Raw genomic sequence first — 22,822 nt, forward strand, 5'->3', positions numbered from 1 at the left:
GCTCCCCGCGGGGGCGGCCGGGCCGCCGCCGGAGGGCGCCCCGCCGAGCGCGTGCCCGAGCGGCGGGCGATCGGGCGGGGGCGCGGATGATCCGGCGCCTGTTCTACATGGCCCTGGGCGCGTACCTCGGGGTCTGGGCCATGCGTAAGCTTCAGTCATTGCGGCCCGACCACGTGGCCCGTCGAGCGGCCGACCAGATCAGGGACTTCGCCGACGACGTCCGCCGCATATCGGCGAGCAGGGAAACCGAGTTGCGCGCCGGGCTCGGGATCGGCAGCGTTGATGGCACAGCCACCGGCGAGAACAGAATCTACGACGTAAAGGATGGCCGCTGAGATGGAGTCGGCAGAGATCGCGCGCCGCTTCCTGCGCTTCTTCGAGGAGCGCGGGCACACAGTCGTGCCCTCGGCCAGCCTGGTCGCCGAGGACCCCACGCTCCTGCTCGTGAACGCGGGCATGGTGCCGTTCAAGCCCTACTTCCTGGCGCAGCAGACGCCGCCGTTCCGGCGGGCGTCGAGCGCGCAGAAGGTCGTGCGCACGCTCGACATCGACGAGGTCGGCAAGACGACCCGGCACGCCAGCTTCTTCCAGATGCTCGGCAACTTCTCCTTCGGCGACTACTTCAAGGAGCAGGCCATCCCCTTCGCGTGGGAGCTGCTCACGAAGCCGGAGTCCGAGGGCGGCTTCGGGTTCCCGGAGGAGCGGCTCTGGGCGACCGTGTACCTGGACGACGACGAGGCGCAGGACATCTGGCACCGCAAGGTCGGGCTGCCGCTCGACCGGATCCAGCGCCGCGACCTCGCCGACAACTACTGGCACATGGGTGTCCCCGGCCCGGGCGGCCCGTGCTCGGAGATCTACTACGACCGCGGCCCCGACTACGGACGCGAGGGCGGCCCGGTCGCCGACGAGAACCGCTACCTCGAGGTGTGGAACCTCGTCTTCATGCAGTTCCAGCTGAGCAAGGTCCGCAGCAAGATCGACTTCGACGTCGCGGGCGAGCTGCCGGCCAAGAACATCGACACCGGCATGGGCCTGGAGCGCATGGCGGCGATCCTGCAGGGCGTCGACAACATCTACGAGATCGACACCACCTACAAGATCCTCGACACGGCGGCCACGCTCACCCGGTCCCGGTACGGCCGCGACAAGCGCGCCGACGTCTCGCTGCGGGTGATCGCCGACCACATGCGCGCGGGCGTGATGCTCGTGGGCGACGGCGTGCTGCCGTCCAACGAGGGCCGCGGCTACGTGCTGCGCCGCATGCTCCGCCGGGCGATCCGCAACCTCCGCCTGCTCGGTGCGGGCGAGGAGCGGTACATGCACGAGCTGACCGCCGTCACGATCGACGTGATGGGCGAGCAGTACCCCGAGCTCAGGGCCGACGCGGCCAACATCCACACCGTCATCGACGCGGAGGAGGCGTCGTTCATCGGCACGCTCCGCACCGGCACCGCGATCTTCGACGCGGCGGTGGAGGAGACCAGGCGCAAGGGCACGCCCGTCCTCGCGGGCGACCAGGCGTTCCAGCTCCACGACACGTACGGCTTCCCGATCGACCTCACCCTCGAGATGGCGGCCGAGCAGGGCCTCCAGGTCGACGAGGAGGGCTTCCGCCGGCTCATGAAGGAGCAGCGGGACCGGGCCAAGGCCGACGCGGCGGCGAAGAAGACCGGCAACGCCGACATCTCGGTCTTCACCGGCATCCTGGAGAAGGCGGGGAAGGTCGACTTCCTCGGCTACGACCACACGACGTCCGAGGCGACCGTCATCGGCCTGCTCGTCGACGGCGGGTCGGTGCCCGCGGTCGGGGCGGGCGGGACCGTCGAGGTCGTGCTCGACCGCACGCCGTTCTACGCGGAGGGCGGCGGCCAGCTGTCCGACCAGGGCGTGATCCGCACCGACGGCGCCGAGATCGAGATCGTCGACGTGCAGTCGCCGGTGGCCGGGCTCGTCGTGCACCGGGGCAAGGTCCGCACGGGCGAGGTCCGCGTGGGCGACCAGGCGCACGCCGAGATCGACCTGGAGCGCCGCCGCGCGATCTCCCGCAGCCACACCGCGACCCACCTCGTGCACCGCGGCTTCCGCAACGCGCTCGGCGAGTCGGCGGCGCAGGCGGGCTCGGAGAACTCGCCGGGCCGCTTCCGCTTCGACTTCACCGCGGCAGGCGCGGTCTCGCCGTCCGTCCTGCGGGACGTCGAGGACGAGGTCAACGCCGTCCTGATCAACGACCTCCAGGTCAACGCGTTCTACACGAGCCAGGCCGAGGCCCGCGCGATGGGCGCGCTCGCCCTGTTCGGCGAGAAGTACGGCAACGAGGTGCGCGTCGTCGAGGTCGGCGACTACTCCCGCGAGCTGTGCGGCGGCACCCACGTCGCCAGCTCCGGGCAGCTCGGCCTGGTCAAGGTCCTGGGCGAGGCGTCGATCGGCGCCGGCGTCCGCCGGGTCGAGGCGCTCGTCGGGCTCGACGCGTTCCGCTTCCTCGCCCGCGAGAGCGTCCTGGTCGCGCAGCTCAGCGAGCAGCTCAAGACCCGCCGCGAGGAGCTGCCCGAGCGGATCGAGGGCATCGTGAGCCGTCTGCGCACCGCGGAGAAGGAGCTGGACCGGCTCCGCTCGGCCCAGGTGCTCGCGGTGGCGGGCGAGCTGGCCGCGCAGGCCCGCGACGTGCACGGCGTGTCCGTCGTGACGCACCGCGCGCCTGATGGAACCTCGCCCGACGACCTGCGTAAGCTCGCTCTCGATGTGCGCGGGCGGTTCCCGAGCGACCGCGCCGCGGTCGTCGTCGTGTCCGGCGTGCCCTCTGATCGGCCGGTCGTCGTCGCCGCGGTCAACGAGGCGGGACGCGAACGGGGCCTGAAGGCCGGCCAGCTCGTCGGCGTCGCCGCCAGGACTCTTGGGGGTGGCGGTGGCGGCAAGGACGACGTGGCGCAGGGCGGCGGAAGCAGGCCCGAGGCGATCGGCGACGCGCTGCGCGCGGTCGAGGAGACGATCTCCTCGTCCCTGGGCTGACGGCCGGGGAACGCGTGGGGACGGCGCCATGAGGCACGGCGTCAGGCTCGGCGTCGACGTCGGCTCCGTACGGATCGGGGTGGCCCGCAGCGACCCGTCGGGCCTGCTGGCCACGCCCGTCGAGACCGTACGGCGGGGCCGCGGCGACCTGGCCAGGATCGCCGCCATCGCCGCCGAGCACGAGGCCGTCGAGATCGTCGTCGGCCTGCCGACCTCGCTGTCGGGCAGGGAGAGCCACGCCGCCGAGGCCGCCCGCGCGTTCGCCGGGCGGCTCGCGGCGCGGGTCGCCCCCACGCCGGTGCGGCTCGTCGACGAGCGGCTGACCACCGTCACCGCCCAGCAGGGCCTGCGCACCAGCGGCGTGAAGGCCCGCAACCAGCGTGACGTGATCGACCAGGCGGCGGCCGTCGTGCTGCTCCAGGCCGCGCTCGACGGGGAGCGGGCCTCGGGACGGCCTCCGGGACACCCCCTCGAACCGCCGGGCGGACGGCCCGGCGAGGAAGCGAGCGGCGGGACCGCCAGGTGAGACGGGCACCGGTCCTCGTGGCCGGCGGGGCGGTGCTCGCGGCGGCGGTCGCCTTCGGAGCCCACTCGGTGGTGCGGCAGCCCCCCGGCGGCGCCGACTACACGGGCGCCGGGACGGGCAGTGTCGTGGTCGACATCACCCCCGGCGCCAGCGCCGGGCAGATCGGCGAGACCCTGCACCGGGCGGGCGTCGTGGCCAGCGCCCAGTCGTTCGTCCAGGAGGTCGTCGTCCGGTCGAAGGAGGGCGCGCTGCGGCCGGGCCGCTACCGCCTCCGGCGGCGGATGGCAGCCTCCGCCGCGCTCGACCTCCTGACGTCCCCCCGCTCCCGGGTGATCCGCACGGTGACCGTGCCCGAGGGCCTGCGGACCTCCGAGGTGCTCGAACGGCTGGCGTCCGCCACCGGCATCCCGCTCAAGGACTTCACCCAGGCGGCGGCGAAGCCGGACGACCTCAGGCTGCCGCCGTACGCGCAGGGCGGTGTGGAGGGGTTCCTCTTCCCGGCGACGTACGACTTCGACGAGGGGACGACGGCGCGGTCGCTGCTGCGGCGCATGGTGGCCCGCTTCCGCGTCGCCGCCGACAAGGTGGAGCTGGAGCGCCGGGCCGGCGGCCTGCGCCTGAGCCCCCGCGACGCGGTGACGGTGGCCAGCATCGTGCAGGCCGAGGGCGGCACCGAGGCCGACTACCCGAAGGTGGCCAGGGTCGTCTACAACCGGCTGGCCCGGGGCGCGAAGCTGGAGATGGACAGCACGGTCAACTACGCCCTGCGGCGTCACACGCTCAAGGTGTCCGAGCAGGACACCAAGATCGATTCGCCCTACAATACGTACGCCCGCGCCGGGCTGCCCCCGGGACCCATAGGCAATCCAGGGGAGAGCGCCCTTCTTGCTACGCTTCATCCCGCTTCAGGTGATTGGTACTGGTTCGTCACGACTGATCCCCGTCGCAAAATCACCAAATTCACTGACAATGAGGCGGAGTTCCGGAAATATCGGGAGGAGCTGAACAGGTACCTCGGGACGAACTAGGGAACGTCCGGCGGACCTCGTCGCGGTCATCGCGGCGGTCGGGAGGTCCACGGGGCGCGCCCTGGGTGGCCTCCTGCGACCTCGCCACGCCGGGGCGCGCCAGAGCGGGCGCGCCCCCGGACTGGCGATCCGGGAGACAGGATCCTCACGTTCTCGACCCCCCTCGGTTTGGCGCACTCGCTTGACGTGAGGCCGCTCGTACCGGGAGATTGGCCAGCGCACTATGAACGATCTGGACATGGACTTCCTGCTCGGCGCGGAGGACGACGACGGTCCCCCTCGCCGGCGGCAGGCTGGCAGCCGCAGCCAGCAGCGGCGCAGCCGCAGGCGGCGCAAGCGCCAGCGCCGCAAGGGCTTCGCCGCCACTCTCTTCGCCATTGTGATCATTGTGGGCGTGCTGGGCGGGGCCGGCTACTTCGGCTTCACCTGGGTGCGCGGCGTGGTGATCCCCAAGGACTTCACCGGCCCGGGGACGGGGGAGGTCGTCGTCGAGATCAAGGACGGCGCCACCGCCACCGACGTGGCCCAGATGCTGGAGGACCAGGGCGTGGTGGCCAGCGCGCGGGCGTTCGTGAACGCCATCGGCGCGGCCGGTAAGAGCAACTCCCTGCAGCCCGGCGAGTACACACTCCGCAAGGGCATGTCGGCGGAGGCCGCCGTCGCCCTGCTCGACCCGAAGAACCGGGTGCTCAACCGGCTGACCATCCGCGAGGGCCTGCGGCTCAGCAAGATCTTCACCGAGCTGTCGACGGCCACCGGCAAGCCCGTCGACGACTTCCGCAAGGCCGCCCGCGCCGACATCGGCCTCCCCGGGTACGCCAAGGGACGGCTGGAGGGCTTCGCCTTCCCCGCGACCTACGAGGTCAACCCCAAGTTCAGCGCTGAGCAGATCCTCACGGCGATGGTCGACCGGTTCAACCAGACCGCCGAGCGCATCGACCTGGAGGGCCAGGCCAAGCAGCTCGGCTTCACCCCGCGGCAGGTCATCACGATCGCCAGCATCGTGCAGGCCGAGTCCGGCAGCGTCGAGGACATGCCGAAGATCGCGCGCGTCATCTACAACCGGCTCACCCGCAACCCGCAGATGAAGCTGGAGATGGACAGCACGCTGATGTACGGCCTCAACAAGTACGGCATCGCCGCGTCCAACGCCGACCTGCAGAGCACCTCGCCGTACAACACCTACAAGCACCCCGGGCTGCCGCCGGGGCCGATCTCCAACCCCGGCGACCACGCCATCGAGGCGGCGCTGCACCCGGCGGACGGCAACTGGCTCTACTTCGTCACCACCGACCCGGCGCGCGGCATCACGAAGTTCACCGACAAGGAGTCGGAGTTCTGGAAGCTGCGCGACGAGTTCAACAGGAACCACGGATGACCGGACCGGCCCAGGGGGAGGGCCGGCGGGCCGCCGTCCTCGGCTCGCCGATCGCCCACTCGCTGTCCCCGGTCCTCCACCGCACGGCTCACGCGGTCCTCGGGCTGAGCGACTGGCGGTACGACGCCGTCGAGTGCGCCGAGGACGACCTGGCGGGCCTCCTCGCCACGATGGGCCCGGAGTGGGCCGGCCTGTCGCTGACGATGCCGCTCAAGCGCGCCGTGCTGCCGCTGCTCGACACGGTGTCCGACCTGGCCGTGGCCGTCGGCGGCGCCAACACCGTGGTGTTCCGCGACGGGGCGAGGCACGGGGAGAACACCGACGTGCACGGCATCGTGCAGACGCTGGCCGAGGCGGGCCTGCCGGCCCCCGCGGCCGCCACGGTCCTCGGCGGCGGCGCCACGGCCGCCTCCACCCTCGCCGCCCTGCGCGAGACCGGCCTGGCCGAGGCGACCCTGGTCGTCCGCGACACCGCCCGGGCCGGGGAGACCCTGCGGATCGCCGAACGGCTCGGGGTGGCCCTCGCCGTGCGGACGTTCGACGACGCCGCGCTCGACGCCGCCCTCGCCGCGGACCTGGTGGTGTCCACGCTGCCCTCCGGCGCCGCGGACGCCCTGGCCCCCCGCGTGGCCGCCGCCCTGCCCGACAAGGGCGCGCTCTTCGACGTCGTCTACTCGCCCTGGCCGACCGCGCTCGCGAGAGCCGTACAGGCCCGGGGACGCACGGCGATCGGCGGCTTCCCGATGCTGCTCCACCAGGCCGCCGCACAGGTCACGCTCATGACCGGCCGTACGGACGTCCCCATCGAGGCCATGCGGGCTGCCGGCGAGGCCGAGATCGCCCGCCGCGCGAGAGCGTAGCCGCCGGCCCCGAGTTCGTACGCCCTCAGCCCCTTACGGCGTCGCCCGCCGGGCCGCGTCCCCGGAGCGCGACGGCCAGCCCGACCCCCGCCGAGAGGGCGCCCGCGACGGCGGGGACGAGCGGCGTCCCGTGCAACATGAGCGAGGACACCGTCCGAAGGCCGTACGTGGCGCTCACCATGGGGGACAGCAGCACGAGTGCGCGGCGGCCGACCGGCGACCGGGCGGCCACGCCGGCGGCCGCGGCCAGCAGCGGCAGGGCGGCGACGTCCCACAGTGCCGCCTGACGGGTCAGCGTCATCACCAGAGGCGGCTGGACGAGGACGCCGAGCACGGCCCACGGGACGGCCCGGCGGCGCCGCAGCGCGCGTGCCCCGCCGCGGAGATCGCCGGCGAATGTCAGAAGCAGCGCCGCCGTCGCGGTCGCGACCAGGGGGAACGACGTCGGAAGGCCTTGGAGACCGCCCAGGAGAGCGTGCCGTGCCATGCTCAGTGCCTCGGCGACGGTCAGCGCCCACGCCCACGCGGCGGCCGTCCGCCGACGCCCGCTCCAGGCGAGCAGGAGCAGCAGCAGGCCGGCTCCCGGCAGGGCCAGCCATTTGAGCGGGGAGAGGGGTTCCTCCGACGCGATTTCGACCTCCGCCACCGCCACCGCCGTGCCCAGGGCCGGGACGAGCACGAGCAGCGGCGCGACGGCCGCCGACAGGTCGACGGCCCGCCGCCAGTGCGGGACGGAGCGGGGCCCGAACGCGTGGCGCAGGCGCACCCGGACGGCGCCGAGGACCAGGTCGGCCGTCTCACGGAAGGTGGGACCGGTGCGGCCGTCCTCCGCGGTCTCCAGGAGCAGGGTCAGCATCTCGTCCTCGTGCGCCCGCCGGAACTCCCGCGGATACCAGCCGATGAGCCGCCGGTACCGCCGTTCCAGGTCGCCGGTCCCGCTCACGCCATCCCTCCCATCGGCCCGCGCAGCGCGCGCAGCCGCGACCGGGCCGCCTCGGCGTTGCGGCTCAGGCGCCCGGCCTCCGCGTCCAGTCGCGCGGCGCCCCCCTCGGTGAGCCGGTAGTAGCGGCGGACCCGCCCGTCCACGATCTCCTCGCGGTCGGCGGCGATGAGGCCGTCGGCCTCCAGGCGGTCGAGCGCGGCGTAGAGGGTCCCGGGACGCAGCCGGACCCGGCCGGCCGAGATCTCCGCGACGTCGGCGACGATGCCGTAGCCGTGCCGGGGACCCGCGGCGAGCGCGGTCAGGATGAGGAACGTCGGTTCCTGCAGGGGCTTCACAACCCCAGATATACCGCCCATCGATACATATCGACAAGGGGACGGTCGGACGGGGAATTGTTGGGAGGGCACGAGGGTTTGTGGTAACGTAAGTGCTCGATCGGTCCGGCATGCCAGCTGGACGCGCAAGCGGAGGTCCTCCTCCCACCTGATCTGCCGCGAGGCGGACGGGTCAAGGATCACAACGGAGTTTCCAGCAGGAGAGCTCAGTGACCCCGCATGCGTGACGTGCGGGGTTTTCGGCGTTTCCCGCACGGTCGAGCAACAGGCGGAAGTCTTTGGAGGTCCCATCAGCACCGAGCCCCGCATCAATGACCGTATTCGTGTGCCCGAGGTCCGCCTCGTCGGCCCGAACGGTGAACAGGTCGGCATCGTCTCCATCGGCGACGCGCTGAAGCTGGCCCAGGAGGCCGACCTCGACCTCGTCGAGGTTGCGGCCACGGCCCGCCCGCCCGTCTGCAAGCTCATGGACTACGGCAAGTTCAAGTACGAGTCGGCCATGAAGGCGCGCGAGGCCCGTCGCAACCAGGCGCACACGATCATCAAGGAGATCAAGCTCCGGCCGAAGATCGACCCGCACGACTACGAGACCAAGAAGGGTCACGTCGTGCGGTTCCTCAAGGCGGGAGACAAGGTCAAGGTCACCATCATGTTCCGGGGCCGCGAGCAGTCCCGGCCGGAGCTCGGCTTCCGGCTGCTGCAGCGCCTGGCCGAGGACGTCACCGACCTCGGCTTCGTCGAGTCGCAGCCGAAGCAGGACGGCCGCAACATGATCATGGTGATCGGGCCGCACAAGAAGAAGGCCGAGGCGCGGGCCGAGAAGGCCGCGGCCAAGGCCCGCGAAACCGACCAGGTGGAGGAGTCCGCCGAGGGTCAGACCGTCGAGCCACCGGCGACGCCCGCCTGAACCAGCAGGCGCGACGCCCAGAACGACAACGCAGAAGCCGAGACCGGGACGGTCTCGCAGCCAGGCAGCCGCCGGCTCGGGGTACCGGCCCGGCCGTCGGCACGGACGAAAGAGGGAGAGACGGCTGACATGCCGAAGATGAAGACGCACAGCGGTGCGAAGAAGCGGTTCCGCCTCACCGGAACCGGCAAGATCGTGCGCCGCCGTGCCAGCCGCGCGCACTACAACGAGTGGAAGTCGTCCACCCTGACGCGCCGTCTCGAGGGCCTCGTCGTCATGTCAGACGCCGACACGAAGAAGATCAAGAAGCTGCTCGCGAAGTAACGACCCGGGGAGATAGAACAACATGGCACGCGTGAAGAGGGCGCTCAACGCCAAGAAGAAGCGCAGGGTCGTTCTCGAGCGGGCGAGCGGCTACCGGGGTCAGCGGTCGCGGCTGTACCGCAAGGCCAAGGAGCAGATGCTCCACTCGATGACCTACGCGTACCGGGACCGCAAGGACAAGAAGGGCACCTTCCGGCGCCTTTGGATCCAGCGGATCAACGCCGCGGCCCGGGCCAACGGCATCACCTACAACCGGTTCATCCAGGGCCTGCGCCTGGCCGGCATCGAGGTCGACCGCAAGATCCTTGCCGACCTCGCCGTCAACGACGCGCAGACCTTCGCCACGCTGGTCGAGTCCGCCAGGAAGGCGCTCCCGTCCGACGTGAACGCGCCGGTCGCGTAAGACCGCCCGGATGAGGGCCCACCGTCTCGCGGTGGGCCCTCATTCTCTTGAGGGGGACGACAGCAGGCATGGCGGAGTTCACCAACATCAGGTCGCCGCGGGTGAAGGCGGCCCGCAGGCTCACCAAGCGGGCCTTCCGCGACCGCGACCGCGCGTTCCTCGCCGAGGGACCGCAGGCGGTGCGTGAGGCGCTCGCTCTCAAGGACGTCACGGTGGAGCTGTTCGCCACCGCCGAGGCCGAGAGCCGGCATCCGGACGTCCTCGCCGCCGCGGCGGCCGCCGGCGTGCCCGTGCACCGGGCCAGCGGCGAGGTCATGACGGAGCTGACCCAGACCGTCACCCCGCAGGGGCTGCTCGCCGTCTGCCGGTTCGTCCACGTCCCGCTGGACGAGGCCGTACGGGAGGGGACCCGGCTCGTCGCCCTGCTGGCGCACGTGCGCGACCCCGGCAACGCCGGGACCGTCCTGCGCACGGCCGACGCCGCCGGGGCGGACGCGGTCGTGTTCACCGACGCCTCGGTCGACCCGTACAACGGCAAGTGCGTGCGGGCGAGCGCGGGGAGCCTGTTCCACCTGCCGGTCGCCACCGGCGCGCCCGTGGCCGAGGCCGCCCGGCGGGCCCGGGAGTCGGGGCTGCGGATCCTCGCCGCCGACGGCGCGGGGACCCGGACCCTCGACGAGGTCGACCTTGCCGGGCCCACCGCCTGGCTGTTCGGCAACGAGGCCTGGGGGCTGCCGCCGGAGCTGCTCGACCTGGCCGACGAGGTGGTCCGGGTGCCCATCTACGGCCGGGCGGAGAGCCTCAACCTGGCCACCGCCGCCGCGGTCTGCCTTTACGCGTCCGCGCGCGTTCAACGGCAGACCTTACATTCCGTGGAAGATCCCCCTACCCCCGCCCGCTGACGCTCATGTCGTTCGCCGGAAACCCGCTATTGTCGGCGATGGAGTCGCGCAGTCCGGGCCGACGCGGCCTGCGTCCGCGGCGCCCCCCAGGTCGAGGAGGCGGTCTCGTGCGAGGTGACGGCACCCCCAGCGACGCCCGTGGCGAGGGCGGCGACGGGAGTGCGCACATCGACGTGGACGATCTGCCCGACGGGCTCGTCGCGGCCGACCGAGAAGGCGTGGTGCTGGTGGTCAACCGGGCGGCCGAGCGCCTGACCGGGATCGACCGCCGCACCGCCGTCGGCCGGCACGTCAGCGACGTCCTGCCGCTGCGCGACCCCGACGGACGCGACTGGTGGAAGTGGCTCGACCCGCAGGGCGGCCTGTCCATCCGCAGCCGCCAGCCAGAGCGCCCGCTGCACCTGCCCGGCCGGCAGGAGCTCCTGGTCGCCGCCCGGTTCGTACGCCGGCCGGAGCGGGGCGGCAGGGTGGAGCGCGTCGTGATCACGCTCAGGGACGCCTCGGCGCGGGCCCGGGTGGAGCGCAGCAGGGCCGACCTGGTCTCCACCGTCGCCCACGAGCTGAGGTCACCCCTGACCAGCGTCAAGGGCTTCACGGCCACGCTGCTGGCCAAGTGGGACCGGTTCACCGACGCCCAGAAGCTGGTCATGCTGGAGACGGTCAACGCCGACGCCGACCGGGTCACCCGCCTGATCACGGAGCTGCTCGACGTGTCCCGCATCGAGTCGGGCCGGGTGGAGATCCACCGCCAGGTCGTCGACATCCCGGCGCGGATCCGGCGGATCGTCGCGGGCCGCGTCGCCGCGGGGGAGCCGGAGGACCGGTTCCGCCTGGAGCTCGCCGGCCCGCTGCCCGAGGTGTGGGCCGACCAGGACAAGATCGACCAGATCCTCGCCAACCTGGTGGAAAACGCGGTGCGCCACGGACGCGGTACGGTGACCATAGTGGTGGAGCCGGTCGAGTGGGGAGTCGCCGTGGCGGTGCGCGACCAGGGTGAGGGCGTGGCGCCCGAGCTGGTCACCCGTGTCTTCCGTCAGTTCTGGCGGGGCAACGGTCGGCGTCGCGGCGGCACGGGCCTCGGGCTGTTCATCGTGAAGGGCCTCGTCGAGGCGCACGGCGGCACGATCGGCGTGCAGCGGGCGCCCGGCGGCGGCGCCGAGTTTCGATTTATCCTGCCCACCGGCACCCCCGACTTCGCCTGATCGAGGAGCCCGCCCGGCGGGCTCGCGGCGCGGAGGACGGCCCGGTGGGCTCATCGGACACGGCCCTCGCCCCGGCGTCCGCGCGGAGCGGAGATGCGGGGCAGGGGCACTAGACTCGACCCGCGCAGCGCCCCGGCGCTCGCATGCCCTGGATACGGAGCTCACTCTTGTCGAACACCTATGACCCGGTCGAGGTGACGCCGTTGCACGCCGACGAGGTGGCGACGGCGCAGGACGACGCGCTCGCCGCCATCGCCGCGGCCCGCGACCTCGACGAACTGAAGCAGGCCCGGCTCGCCCACGCCGGCGACCGGTCGCCGATCGCGCTGGCCAACCGCGAGATCGGGGCGCTGCCGCCCGCGGCCCGCGCCGAGGCGGGCAAGCGGATCGGCGCCGCCCGCAAGGCCATCGGGGAGGCCCTCGCCGCCCGTCAGGCCGAGCTGGAGGCCGAGCGCGACGCCCGCGTCCTCATCGAGGAGACCGTCGACGTCACCCTGCCCTGGGACCGGGCCCCGCGCGGCGCCCGGCATCCGCTCACGACCCTGCAGGAGCGCATCGCCGACGCGTTCGTCGCGATGGGCTACGAGGTCGCCGAGGGCCCCGAGCTCGAGGGCGAGTGGTTCAACTTCGACGCCCTGAACATCGCGCCCGACCACCCGGCCCGCTCCGACCACGACACGTTCTTCGTCGAGAGCACCGACTCCGGCAAGGTGCTGCGCACCCAGACGTCGCCCGTGCAGATCCGGGCGCTGCTGTCGCGCCGGCTGCCGGTCTACGTCATCTCGCCGGGCAAGGTCTTCCGCACCGACGAGCTGGACGCCACCCACACCCCGGTGTTCCACCAGGTCGAGGGCCTCGCCGTCGACAAGGGGCTGACGATGGCCCACCTCAAGGGCACGCTCGACCGGTTCGCCGAGGTCATGTTCGGCGCGGGCATCAGCACCCGGTTCCGGCCGAACTACTTCCCGTTCACCGAGCCGTCGGCCGAGCTGGACCTGCGCTGCTTCGTCTGCCGCGGCTCCTCGGCCGTGCCCGGCAACCCGCCGTGCCGCACCTGCAAGTCCGAGGGCTGGATCGAGTGGGGCGGCTGCGGGATGGTCAACCCGCGCGTGCTGATCGCGTGCGGCGTCGACCCGTCCGTCTACTCCGGATTCGCCTTCGGCATGGGCATCGAGCGCACGCTGATGTTCCGCCACAACGCCGAGGACATGCGCGACATGGTCGAGGGCGACGTCCGGTTCACCCTTCCGTTCGGGCTGGAGGTCTGATGAAGGTCCCGCTTTCCTGGCTGCGGGAGTACGTCGACCTGCCCGCGGTCACCGCCCACGAGGTCGCCGAGCGGCTCACCGCCGCGGGCCTCAAGCTGGAGTCCGTCAGCTCGCACGGCCACGAGATCAAGAACGTGGTCGTCGGCCGGGTCCTCGAGTTCGAGGAGCTGGCCGGGTTCAAGAAGCCGATCCGGCACTGCAGGGTCGAGGTGGGGGAGGCGACGCCGCGCGAGATCGTGTGCGGCGCGACCAACTTCTCCGTGGGCGCGGTCGTGCCGGTCGCGCTGCCGGGCGCGGTGCTGCCCGGCGGCTTCGAGATCGGCTCCCGGAAGACCTATGGCCGGCTGTCCGACGGCATGATCTGCTCGGAGGCGGAGCTCGGCATCGCCGAGTCCTCGCCGGGGATCCTGCTGCTGCCGCAGGACACCCCGATCGGCGCCGACGTCGTCGAGCTGCTCGGCCTGCGCGACGACGTGCTGGAGCTGGAGATCACCCCTGACATGGGGTACGCGCTGTCGATCCGCGGCGTGGCCCGCGAGGCGGCGATCGCGTTCGACGTCCCGTTCCGTGACCCGGCGGCCGTGGAGCCGCCGGCCGACTCCGGGCCGTCCTGGCCCGCGTCGATCGCCGACCCCAGCGCGTGCGACCGGTTCGTCCTGCGCTCGGTGTCGGGCTTCGACCCGGCCGCCGAGAGCCCGTTGTGGATGCGCGTGCGGCTGGCCCGCGCCGGGATGCGCTCGGTCTCGCTCGCGGTGGACGTGACCAACTACGTGATGCTGGAGCTGGGCCAGCCGCTCCACGCGTTCGACCGGTCCCGGCTGTCCGGCGAGATCGTCGTACGGCGGGCCCGGCCGGGGGAGACCCTGGAGACGCTCGACCACGTGGTGCGCACGCTCCACGCCGAGGACATCCTCATCACCGACGACTCGGGCCCGATCTCCATGGCGGGCACGATGGGCGGCCTGCACACCGAGATCTCCGGCGACTCGACCGACATCGTCATCGAGGCCGCCCACTTCTCGGCCACCGGCATCGCCCGCGAGTCGCGCCGGCACAACCTGGTCAGCGAGGCGTCCAAGCGGTTCGAGCGCGGCGTCGACCGGGAGCTTCCGCTCGCCGCGTCGTGGCGGGCCGTCCAGCTCCTCGCCGACCTCGGCGGGGCCGTCGCCGACCCGGGGGTCACCCAGGCCGAGGTCGAGGTGGCGCCGGTCACGATCACCATCCCGGCCGGCCACCCCGACCGCGTCGCCGGCATGCACTACGGCCGCGAGACCGTCGTCCGCCGGCTGGAGCAGGTGGGCTGCACGGTGAGCGAGGGCGCCGCCGGCCCGGCCGCCGCCGGCGGGCACGGCGTCGCCGCGACCGGCGTCGTGTCGACCTCCGACCTGGCCGGGAGGCTGGCCGTCCAGGGTGACGACCTGATCACGGTCACCCCGCCGACCTGGCGTCCCGACCTCACCGACCCGAACGACCTCGCCGAGGAGGTCATCAGGCTCGAGGGGTACGACCGGCTGCCGTCGGTCCTGCCACACGCCCCCGCCGGGGCCGGGCTCACCGAGACCCAGCGGCTGCGCCGGCGCGCCGGGCGGGCCCTCGCCCTGTCGGGGTACGTCGAGGTGCTGGCGTACCCGTTCATCGGCGCCCGCGACCTCGACGACCTGCTGCTGCCCGAGGGCGACCCGCGCAGGAGGGTGACCCGGCTGGTCAACCCACTGAGCGAGGACGAGCCGTACATGCGCACGACGCTGCTGCCGGGCCTGCTGAAGACCCTGGCCCGCAACGTCGGCCGAGGCTTCCCCGACGTGGCGCTGTTCGAGACCGGGCTGGTCTACCGTCCCGAGCCGGACGCCCCCGCCGCCGCCCCCGTGCTGGCGGTCGACCGCCGTCCGACGGAGGAGGAGCTGGCCCAGGTCGAGCGGGCGCTGCCGCGCCAGCCGGTGCGGGTCGCGGTCGTCCTCGCGGGCGAGTTCGAGCGGTCCGGCTGGTGGGGCAAGGGCCGCGAGGCGACCTGGGCCGACGCGATCGAGGCGGCCCGCGCGGTCGCCCGCGAGGCCGGGATCGACCTCGGCGTACGGGCCGACCGGCACGAGCCGTGGCACCCCGGCCGGTGCGCCGCCCTGACGGTGCCGGGCGACGACGGCGAGCCGGTGCTGGTGGGCCACGCCGGCGAGCTGCACCCGAGGGTCGTGGAGGCGTACGGCCTGCCGCCGCGCACCGCCGCGATGGAGCTGGAGCTGTCTCTGTTGCGGCCGTCCGGACCGGTGGAGACGCCGGCCGTGTCGGCCTACCCGGTGGCCACCCAGGACGTCGCGCTGATCGTGCCGTCGGGGACGCCGGAGGCCGACGTGGCCGCCGCCCTCCGGGACGGCGCGGGCGACCTGCTGGAGTCGATCCGGCTGTTCGACGTCTACACCGGTCCGCAGGTGGGCGAGGGCAACAAGTCGCTCGCGTACACGCTGCGGTTCCGCGCGGCCGACCGCACGCTGACGGTCGAGGAGACCACGGCCGCCCGCGACGCCGCCGTGGCGGTCGCCGCCGAGCGGACCGGCGCGCAGCTCCGCGGAGCCTGAGCGCGGGAAGTGACGAGGCGGGCGCCGGCACGGCCGGCGCCCGCCGTTCCATGGGAGGACGCGTGCGTCACCTGCTGGTGTTCCCCGAGCGGGACAGCGCGGAGGAGGCCGCGGAGACCGCGGCCGAGTGGTTCCCCTCGCTCGGCGCGCCCACCGTCGTGCGGGAGTGGCTGGCCGGGGAGGACGACGCCGAGGACGCCCAATGGGTGGTGGTCCTCGACGATCCCGGCGCCGTCCTGGGCCCAGGCGACCTGGACCGGCTCGACGCCCTCGCCGAGGAGGGCGAGGGCTGGCGCGAGCCGGGCTGACGCGGGGAGCGCCGGGCGAGGCGTGCCGCCCGGCCCGGCCCCCTACCGGCCGTACACCTCGAAGTCGTACAGGGAGTAGCCGTACGACGTGCCCCGCTTGACGCCCTGCATCCGCACGTACCGGGCGCTCACCGGGGTGAACGCGGCCACATCCGTCCCGCCGTTCGCGGTCGTCGTCGAGTAGACCGTGCTCCACGACGACCCGTCCACGGAGGTCTGGATCTTGTACGACGAGCCGTAGGCCGTCTCCCAGTGCAGGATGGCCCGGCCGACGGTCTTCGCCGAGCCCAGGTCGACCTGGAGGTACTGGTTGTCGCTCCAATCGCTGGCCCACCGGCTGCCCGGGTCGCCGTCCACCGCCTTCGCCGGGGTGTAGGAGCCCTGCTGGCTCGACGCGGTCGCCGGACGCCCCTGGGCCAGGTCGGTCACGTCGTCGCCCCGATGGGCCGGGAACGACACCACCTGCTGGTAGGTCGGCCGGTTCTGCCACGCGATCAGCGGATGCTTGATCCCGCCGAGCGGTGACTGCCGGATGGCGTCCGCGCACCACTGGTCGCCGGCGGAGCAGGCGTCGTCACCGGGGTAGGTCGTCGTGGCCGGCTCGGCGACCGCGGCGGCCAGGCTGGCGAGCAGGACCGTGCGGCACGCCGCGACCGTGTCCCCGCAGAATCTCGCGGGCAGCGGCCCGGCCACCGGGTCGCCCAGGACGGCCCGGATGTCCTTGTCCACGTAGCCCCACCAGCCGTACTGGAACGACGAGCCCTTGTGCGCCTGCGCCTCGTTCGCCGAGGTGGGCAGCGAGGAGACGTCCCCCTGCTGGTACCCGGACGGCGACTCGTTGATCTGCAGCGCGTTGACGAGAGCCTGGTAGAGCCCGTCGCCGAGCCCGGGCCGGAACTCGGCCCGCACCAGCTTCGGCCACCAGGCGTCGAACACCCGGATCGCGGTGGCGTTCGCGTAGGCCTTGCCGCCGGCCGAGGTCTCCACGCGCCTGGCCCCGGACGAGGCCCACGACGACAGCGCGGAGACGGCCGAGGCGAGGGACGGATCGGTCACCGGCGCGCTGTTGATCACCCGGAGCAGCTTCGGCAGCACCTTCCACCCGCGCAGGTCGGTCACCGCGGCCTGCGCCATGATCTTCACGACGCCCGAGCGGTCGAGCCGGCCGGAGGCGAGGGCGGCCTTCACCGGGGCGTCCAGCAGGTCGGCGCGGTGGACCGGGCCGAAGCTGAAGTTGCCGTCCGCCGCGCCGTAGTCCTTGGCCTGCTTGTTGTTCCAGCTGACGAAGTAGTCCTGGTTCACGGCCTGCGGGTGCGTGGACGGCGCCGCGTAGGAGGCCGTGTTGCTCGACGGGTCGAAGCCCGCCCACTCGTGCGCCGCGTCCCCGGCCATCGGCAGGTTCGGGTCCGAGACCGGCGACCGCACCGGCACGTTGCCGGACATGAAGTACGCCGAGTCGGACGAGTTCACGTAGAACCAGTTGAACGCGAAGCCGATCGTGGACGCCGAGTTCTGGAACGCGGCCGCCGAGCCCATCTCGGCCGGGTCGTTGAACATCTGGAAGCCCACGGCCGAGTCGGCCTCGTGCTGGTAGGTCGACCGCAGCGTGGTGAAGGCCGTCGGGGTGCCGCCGACCGTCCCGCGCCAGCTCACCAGGCCGTACTTGGTCCGCTTGATCACCAGGTCGTACGACCCGGCGCCGGTCGAGTCGGCGGTGTTCGGCTTCCAGGAGTTCGTCTTCTTCAGCGTCTCCATGGCCGTGCAGGTGCCGTGGTAGAGGTAGTGATTCGATGAGACCGAGGGCGTGCCGCCGTTCGGGTCGCACAGCGTCACCGCGTAGGTGTCCGTGATGTCCTCGCCCGCCGACGTGGCGCTCCACGCGTAGTCGGCGCCGCGGCCGAGCAGGACGTACAGGCTGAGCCCGGCGAACGCGGCGCCGCGGGCCCGGATCCCGGGTCCGTTCAGCTCCTCCAGCATGAGCAGTTGCGGGGCGAAGTACCCCGTCTGCGGGCCGAACACGGCGATCGGGTGGCCGTTCGCCGACTTGGCGCCCGACACGACGATCGCGTTGGACATGCTCGGCTTGGAGTTGTCCACCGTCAGCCCGGTCAGCGCGCTCGTGCCGGCGGTGGTGGCGGACGTCGCGGTGCCCTTCTCGTTCTCCGTGATGTCCACCGGGGCCGTCGCGGCGTCCGGCAGGACGACGCCGGTCGCGCCCGCGGGAGCCGTCCCCGACGGGAAGCTCTGCCCGTCGTGCAGGGTGAGCACGGTCTCCGGGTCGTTCTGGTCGCGGAAGGCCGACCAGACGCGGTCGCCCTCGGTCGCGCCGTACGTGGCCCGCGCCGCCACCCGCGCCAGCGCCGCCTGCATCTCCGCGCCCCCGCCGCCGCCGAACAGGCCGCCGATGACGCCGGAGATCGCGATCAGGTCGGTCATCGTGAAGTCGACCGGGCCGCCCGCGTTGGTGATCGCGTCGAGGTGCCCGGTCAGCACGTACTCCCCGGGGCAGTCGCGGTTGGCCATGCAGTGGTCGATGTACGCGTTGATCCCGGCGACGTAGTTCTGCACGTCCGCGTAGAGCTGGGCGCCGCGCGACCCCGCGGTCCTCAGCCGGTCGATCTGCGCCTGGAGGTCGGCCTCCGTGTAGGGCGAGTTGCGCCAGACGCTCTGCTCCAGGTCCCTGTTGCCCTTCGCGCCGCCGGCGAACGGCGTGAGCTCGCCCCGGCCGACGTGCCGCATGAGGTCCATGAGCCACAGGCGGTCCTGCGCACCGGCGTACCCGGCGCCGAACATCGTGCCCTCACGGGTCGTGCCGGTGATGTGCGGCACGCCGGTGGCCTTGTCGCGCACGATCGTCACGTCTGAGCGGGGGCTGGTCGTGGAGGCGACCTGGTTCGCCGGGACGCCGAAGCCGCTGTCGTTGAAGAACGCGCTGATCTGGTCGTCGGTCAGGCCCGTGTAGTTCGAGATCAGCCCGGCGTACTCGCCGAGCTGGTCGGTGCTGTGGCCGGGGTACGTTCCGAGCGCTTGGTTGCCGAGGATGTCCACGAGCGTGGCGTTGCCGTTCTGCCCGGGCGGCAGGATGTCGGCGCACTGCCCGAGGCAGTAGTCGTCGGGCGGGTAGGAGGAGGCGGCCGATGCGGTCGCAGCCGGGAGGCCGGCGACGACGAGGGCGAGCGCGGCGGCGGCCGTCAACGCCCGTCGAAGGCGCGCGTGCATGCGGGAACTTCCCTTCGGGGGTCGGGGGGTGAAGGGACGGCCGGCCGGTCGTGCGGTAGCGCGCGCGTTGAAATATGAGCGATGCTCAACTCTGGACGATACGCGCGGGTAACCAGAGGAGCAATGGGGAAAATCCCGCCACTTACCGTGATCGTCTCAGTGAGTCTCGATCACGGTCGGCGACTCTCCGGAGAGGGTCTCAGAGGGCGTCGATCTCCGTCAGATCGATGTCGACGTCGAACGGGACCGTCAGCTTGAGCCGGTCGTGGTGGATGCCGGTGAGGGCGTAGGTCCCGGTGGCCGGGTCGAGCTCGTACACGTAGACCGTGGGCCGGCCGGCCTGGTTCTCCACCCGCCAGAAGTGCGCGATCCCCGCCTCGGCGTACAGCTGCGGCTTGCGCTTGCGGTCCCGCTCCTCGGAGTCCGGCGAGACCACCTCGACGGTCATGAGCACGTCCGTCGCGTCGTACGCCGTCTGGTCCGGCCCGTGCTCCGCCTCCGCCTGGATGACGCTGACGTCCGGCTCCGGCCGCTGCCGGAGACCGAGGACGACGCTCATCTCGCGGCGTACCCGATAGCCCGTCGGGAGGTGACGCCTAAGTCCCTCAGTGAGAAGGTCGACGGCCCGCGTGTGGAAGGAGGCTTGGGGGCTCACGAAGACCAAGCTTCCATCAATCAACTCGGTGTGCGCAGGCAGTTGCGGAAGGTGATCGAGATCGGCCGCCGTGAACCCCTCCGGAGGAGGGAACACCCAGTCAGGGAGTCGCGGCGCGTCACTCATCACTTCGCTCCGTACCTCTGCCGTCATGCGCTCACCGTAGCAACGCGAGCGCGGTCAGCGGAGAGATTCCCCGGCAGCGGGGCGGACGACACATGGCCTGAGGGCCTGCGGCGCGGACGATCCACCCCGGTCGCCGTCGCCGCAGGCCCCGCTCAGGAGGCGGACCTCAGCTCGCGCTGCAGGAGACCGACGGCCAGGTCCAGGTGCCGTTGGTCTGGATGGTGACGCCGAAGGTGTTGCCGTTGCCGTTCGGCTTGGCCACCATCACCTGGGAGCTGGGCCAGGTGGCGCTGGTGTTCCAGGTCGCGATGATCCTTTCGGGGGACGGGACGTTCATGGTCACGGTCCAGTTGCTGGAGCCGCTGACCGAGACGTTGAGGTTGTAGCGGTCGCTCCACTGCTGGCCTGCGGACAGCGTCGCGGTGCAGCCGCCGCCACCACCCGGAGGCGGGCTGCTCGGAGGCGGGCTGCTCGGGGGCGGCGTGGTGCCCCCGCCACCGGTCGGGGCCACGGCCCGCCCGGTCGAGGTGGAGATCATGCCCGGGCACAGGTTGCGGCTGCGCAGGTTCGACATGATCTGGGGGATCGCGGCGATGGTCGTCGCGTACTGGTCGTGCATCAGGATGACCTGGCCGTTCTGCAGCCTGCCCGCGGCCTGCACGATCTGGGACGTGCTCGCGCCGTTCCAGTCCTGGGAGTCGACGTCCCAGATGACCTCGGTCAGGCCGAGCTGCTGCTCGACGGACTTGAGCGTCGCGTTGGTCTCGCCGTACGGGGGCCGGAAGAGCCGGGGCGCGGTCCCGGTGAGCTGCTGGATCACCTGCTGGGTCCGCTGGAGCTCGGAGAGGATCTGCGAGCTGCTCATCTGGGTCAGATGCGGGTGGGTCCAGCTGTGGTTGCCGATCCACATCCCCGCGTCGCGCTCGGCCTGGACGAGGGACGGGTTGTTCTGGGCGTTCTGCCCGATGTTGAACAGCGTGGCCCGGATGCCGTTCTGCCTCAGCGTGTTCAGCAGGGTGGTGGTGTTGCTCGGGTTGGGGCCGTCGTCGAAGGTCAGCCCGACGTAGCCGGCGCTGCAGTCGGCCGCGCCGGCCGGGGACGACAGGGACACGGTGAGGCCGGCGCCGAGGACGGCCGCGGCGGCCACGGTGAGGGCGCTTCTGAGGACGCGGGACAGGGGACTGCGGCGTCGGCCGCGGGGGATGGCGCTGTCGATCACGTCTGTTCCTCCACTGGAACACTGATCGGGGGATGGGGGATCGCATGCGGGGCCGCGCTCGCGGCGGCCGGTGTCCTGTGTCCCGAATACCGCCGTGAGCTGCGGGTTTTCGCTTGTAACCGCGGTGGAGGTGGAGCGAGCTCACTTGCCGACTCATTCTGCGGAGGCCGTCGAAATGTGTCAACAGATCGCAGAAACATTTCAAGCGAATTAACCGCTTAAGGCGCACATGGCCAGCGGGAACACGGGCGTACCCGTCGAAACGTTTCGGAAACGAGCTGAAATCTCAGCCGGCGGCCGGTTCCGTTGCCCTGCGGGAGCGCTCGGCCAGGGCATGATCGTCCGTCCGGGCGTCGTAGCGGCGGAAGCGGGGCAGGGCGGCGGCCATCAGGCCGACGGCGCCGACGCACAGCAGGCCGCCGACGCCGAGCGAGAACCGGGCGCCGCCGAACTGCGCCATCAGGCCCGCGCGGGCGTCGCCCAGCATGGGCCCGGTCGAGTAGGACAGCAGCTCGATCCCCGCCAGGCGCCCGCGGTACTCGTCGGGAATCGTCTGGTTCCAGATCGTGCCCCGGAACAGGCCGCTGACCATGTCGGCGCCGCCGGCGACGGCGAGGAACAGGAAGACCAGCCATACGTTCGGCATGAGCGCGGCGACCGCCACCGCGACGCCCCACAGCGTGGCCGACACGATCACGGCCAGGCCGTGCCGGTGGACGTGGTTGGTCCATCCGGAGGTGAGCGAGGCGACCACCGAGCCGACGCCTCCCGCGGCGTACAGCAGGCCGATGGCCTTGGGCGCGTGCAGGTCCTCGGCCAGGAACGGGAACAGTGCGTTGGAGCTGGCGAACGCCATGGCGGCGATGTCGACCAGGTAGGTGCCCATGAGGTCGGGCCGCCGCAGGGCGTACCGGACGCCCTCGGCCATCGAGCGGAGCGACGCGGGTGTGGCGTCCTGGGAGCGGGCGACGGCGCCGACCCGCACCAGCAGGGCCAGGGAGACCAGGAACGTCGCGACGTCGATCCCGTACGAGCCGGCCGGGCCGAGCGTGGTGACGACGAGGCCGCCGGCGGCCGGTCCGGCGATCATCGCGGTGTTGCGGACGAGCCCCTGGATGGCGAACGCGGCCGTCATCCGGTCGAGCGGCAGGACGCGGTTGATGATGGCCTGCTCGCTGGGGGAGCGCACGCTGGACAGGCCCGCGGCGAGCGCGCCGACGACGTACAGCAGCCACACCCGCGGGGCCGGGAGCAGGGCGTTGACCAGGAGGAGCACCGAGGTGAGGCAGAGGCCGAGCTCGGAGACGACGACGATCCTGCGGCGGTCGCGGGCGTCGGCGATCGCGCCCCCCCACAGCCCGCAGATCACCATGGGGACGAACTCGGCCAGGCTCACCAGGCCCACCGCGACGTACGACTCGGTGAGCTGCTTCATCTGGAACGGCACGGCCACCATCGTGATCACCGTGCCGATGGTGGTCACCAGCCCCGAGCCGATCAGCAGGCGGAAGTCGCGGGACTCCCGGAGCGGAGCGAGGTCCAGCCGCAGGCGGCGCGCGAGGCTGCGAAGGGGCTGATCAGGACTGTCCGGCACGTTGGGTCATTTCATTACGGGCCAGGGCCGGAAGGCAACCGGTTTT

General features: G+C 72.2%; 20 protein-coding genes. 14 read left to right on the top strand and 6 right to left on the bottom strand.

What is annotated here, in order from left to right; translation table 11 throughout:
- The first annotated feature begins 86 nt into the window (after positions 1-86).
- The 6 genes from MPTA5024_RS38765 to MPTA5024_RS38790 all read left to right on the top strand — a co-directional run bounded on the left by MPTA5024_RS38765 (position 87) and on the right by MPTA5024_RS38790 (position 6,801).
- A complete protein-coding gene (locus tag MPTA5024_RS38765; RefSeq protein ID WP_036333557.1) occupies positions 87-335 on the top strand; it encodes a hypothetical protein in 249 nt (82 codons plus the stop codon).
- A gap of 1 nt (position 336) precedes the next feature.
- Complete coding sequence (gene alaS / locus MPTA5024_RS38770) at positions 337-3,009, top strand: alanine--tRNA ligase (protein WP_036333559.1); 2,673 nt, start codon at positions 337-339, stop codon at positions 3,007-3,009.
- 28 nt (positions 3,010-3,037) lie between these two features.
- The gene (gene ruvX, locus MPTA5024_RS38775; RefSeq protein ID WP_036333561.1) at positions 3,038-3,535 is read left to right on the top strand and encodes a Holliday junction resolvase RuvX; all 498 of its coding nucleotides are present in this window, start codon (positions 3,038-3,040) and stop codon (positions 3,533-3,535) included.
- Positions 3,532-4,563 (top strand): endolytic transglycosylase MltG, encoded by a 1,032-nt coding sequence (gene mltG / locus MPTA5024_RS38780; protein WP_036333563.1) that lies wholly within the window; start codon positions 3,532-3,534, stop codon positions 4,561-4,563. Before ruvX ends, mltG (MPTA5024_RS38780) begins: the two co-directional genes overlap by 4 nt.
- A 223-nt stretch (positions 4,564-4,786) precedes the next feature.
- Complete coding sequence (mltG, locus tag MPTA5024_RS38785; RefSeq protein WP_036333565.1) at positions 4,787-5,941, top strand: endolytic transglycosylase MltG; 1,155 nt, start codon at positions 4,787-4,789, stop codon at positions 5,939-5,941.
- Positions 5,938-6,801 (top strand): shikimate dehydrogenase, encoded by an 864-nt coding sequence (locus MPTA5024_RS38790; protein ID WP_036333567.1) that lies wholly within the window; start codon positions 5,938-5,940, stop codon positions 6,799-6,801. Before mltG (MPTA5024_RS38785) ends, MPTA5024_RS38790 begins: the two co-directional genes overlap by 4 nt.
- Positions 6,802-6,826: 25 nt before the next feature.
- On the opposite strand, the gene MPTA5024_RS38795 is transcribed toward MPTA5024_RS38790, so the two are convergent.
- A complete protein-coding gene (locus MPTA5024_RS38795; RefSeq protein WP_036333569.1) occupies positions 6,827-7,744 on the bottom strand; it encodes a hypothetical protein in 918 nt (305 codons plus the stop codon).
- The gene (locus MPTA5024_RS38800; protein ID WP_232326819.1) at positions 7,741-8,079 is read right to left on the bottom strand and encodes a PadR family transcriptional regulator; all 339 of its coding nucleotides are present in this window, start codon (positions 8,077-8,079) and stop codon (positions 7,741-7,743) included. Before MPTA5024_RS38800 ends, MPTA5024_RS38795 begins: the two co-directional genes overlap by 4 nt.
- Before the next feature lie 223 nt (positions 8,080-8,302).
- On the opposite strand from MPTA5024_RS38800, the gene infC reads away from it, so the two are divergent.
- The 8 genes from infC (at position 8,303) to MPTA5024_RS38840 (ending at position 15,963) form a co-directional block, all read left to right on the top strand.
- Complete coding sequence (infC, locus tag MPTA5024_RS38805) at positions 8,303-8,986, top strand: translation initiation factor IF-3 (protein WP_084370354.1); 684 nt, start codon at positions 8,303-8,305, stop codon at positions 8,984-8,986.
- Between the two features lie 129 nt (positions 8,987-9,115).
- Positions 9,116-9,310 (top strand): 50S ribosomal protein L35, encoded by a 195-nt coding sequence (gene rpmI / locus MPTA5024_RS38810; protein ID WP_036333572.1) that lies wholly within the window; start codon positions 9,116-9,118, stop codon positions 9,308-9,310.
- A gap of 22 nt (positions 9,311-9,332) precedes the next feature.
- On the top strand, positions 9,333-9,713 hold the full coding sequence (gene rplT / locus MPTA5024_RS38815; RefSeq protein ID WP_030504935.1) for a 50S ribosomal protein L20: 381 nt from the start codon (positions 9,333-9,335) through the stop codon (positions 9,711-9,713).
- 68 nt (positions 9,714-9,781) lie between these two features.
- A complete protein-coding gene (locus tag MPTA5024_RS38820) occupies positions 9,782-10,615 on the top strand; it encodes a TrmH family RNA methyltransferase (RefSeq protein WP_036333576.1) in 834 nt (277 codons plus the stop codon).
- Positions 10,616-10,722: 107 nt separating this feature from the next.
- A complete protein-coding gene (locus tag MPTA5024_RS38825) occupies positions 10,723-11,817 on the top strand; it encodes a sensor histidine kinase (protein ID WP_036333578.1) in 1,095 nt (364 codons plus the stop codon).
- A 143-nt stretch (positions 11,818-11,960) separates the two neighbouring features.
- The gene (pheS, locus tag MPTA5024_RS38830) at positions 11,961-13,085 is read left to right on the top strand and encodes a phenylalanine--tRNA ligase subunit alpha (protein ID WP_036333580.1); all 1,125 of its coding nucleotides are present in this window, start codon (positions 11,961-11,963) and stop codon (positions 13,083-13,085) included.
- The gene (locus tag MPTA5024_RS38835) at positions 13,085-15,655 is read left to right on the top strand and encodes a phenylalanine--tRNA ligase subunit beta (RefSeq protein ID WP_036333583.1); all 2,571 of its coding nucleotides are present in this window, start codon (positions 13,085-13,087) and stop codon (positions 15,653-15,655) included. Before pheS ends, MPTA5024_RS38835 begins: the two co-directional genes overlap by 1 nt.
- 62 nt (positions 15,656-15,717) lie before the next feature.
- Complete coding sequence (locus tag MPTA5024_RS38840; protein ID WP_157099952.1) at positions 15,718-15,963, top strand: hypothetical protein; 246 nt, start codon at positions 15,718-15,720, stop codon at positions 15,961-15,963.
- 42 nt (positions 15,964-16,005) lie between these two features.
- On the opposite strand, the gene MPTA5024_RS38845 is transcribed toward MPTA5024_RS38840, so the two are convergent.
- The 4 genes from MPTA5024_RS38845 to MPTA5024_RS38860 form a co-directional block, all read right to left on the bottom strand.
- Positions 16,006-19,182, bottom strand: a complete 3,177-nt coding sequence (locus MPTA5024_RS38845) for a penicillin acylase family protein (protein WP_036333587.1) — start codon at positions 19,180-19,182, stop codon at positions 16,006-16,008.
- A 199-nt stretch (positions 19,183-19,381) separates the two neighbouring features.
- Positions 19,382-19,990, bottom strand: a complete 609-nt coding sequence (locus tag MPTA5024_RS38850; protein WP_198167669.1) for a Uma2 family endonuclease — start codon at positions 19,988-19,990, stop codon at positions 19,382-19,384.
- A gap of 139 nt (positions 19,991-20,129) precedes the next feature.
- Positions 20,130-21,182, bottom strand: coding sequence for a polysaccharide deacetylase family protein (locus tag MPTA5024_RS38855; protein WP_232326821.1), 1,053 nt, complete (start codon positions 21,180-21,182; stop codon positions 20,130-20,132).
- 286 nt (positions 21,183-21,468) lie between these two features.
- Positions 21,469-22,776, bottom strand: a complete 1,308-nt coding sequence (locus tag MPTA5024_RS38860) for an MFS transporter (protein WP_036333589.1) — start codon at positions 22,774-22,776, stop codon at positions 21,469-21,471.
- Between the last annotated feature and the right edge of the window lie 46 nt (positions 22,777-22,822).

The sequence above is a fragment of the Microbispora sp. ATCC PTA-5024 genome, from assembly GCF_000511135.2.
In the GTDB taxonomy this organism is placed as follows: domain Bacteria; phylum Actinomycetota; class Actinomycetes; order Streptosporangiales; family Streptosporangiaceae; genus Microbispora; species Microbispora corallina.

Coding starts and splice junctions, on each gene's coding strand:
- MPTA5024_RS38835 (WP_036333583.1), top strand. CDS start 13,085: ATGAAGGTCCCGCTTTCCTGGCTGCGGGAGTACGTCGACCTGCCCGCG.
- rpmI (WP_036333572.1), top strand. CDS start 9,116: ATGCCGAAGATGAAGACGCACAGCGGTGCGAAGAAGCGGTTCCGCCTC.
- MPTA5024_RS38850 (WP_198167669.1), bottom strand. CDS start 19,990: ATGACGGCAGAGGTACGGAGCGAAGTGATGAGTGACGCGCCGCGACTC.
- MPTA5024_RS38845 (WP_036333587.1), bottom strand. CDS start 19,182: ATGCACGCGCGCCTTCGACGGGCGTTGACGGCCGCCGCCGCGCTCGCC.
- ruvX (WP_036333561.1), top strand. CDS start 3,038: ATGAGGCACGGCGTCAGGCTCGGCGTCGACGTCGGCTCCGTACGGATC.
- alaS (WP_036333559.1), top strand. CDS start 337: ATGGAGTCGGCAGAGATCGCGCGCCGCTTCCTGCGCTTCTTCGAGGAG.
- MPTA5024_RS38765 (WP_036333557.1), top strand. CDS start 87: ATGATCCGGCGCCTGTTCTACATGGCCCTGGGCGCGTACCTCGGGGTC.
- MPTA5024_RS38820 (WP_036333576.1), top strand. CDS start 9,782: ATGGCGGAGTTCACCAACATCAGGTCGCCGCGGGTGAAGGCGGCCCGC.
- mltG (WP_036333565.1), top strand. CDS start 4,787: ATGAACGATCTGGACATGGACTTCCTGCTCGGCGCGGAGGACGACGAC.
- rplT (WP_030504935.1), top strand. CDS start 9,333: ATGGCACGCGTGAAGAGGGCGCTCAACGCCAAGAAGAAGCGCAGGGTC.
- pheS (WP_036333580.1), top strand. CDS start 11,961: ATGCCCTGGATACGGAGCTCACTCTTGTCGAACACCTATGACCCGGTC.
- MPTA5024_RS38790 (WP_036333567.1), top strand. CDS start 5,938: ATGACCGGACCGGCCCAGGGGGAGGGCCGGCGGGCCGCCGTCCTCGGC.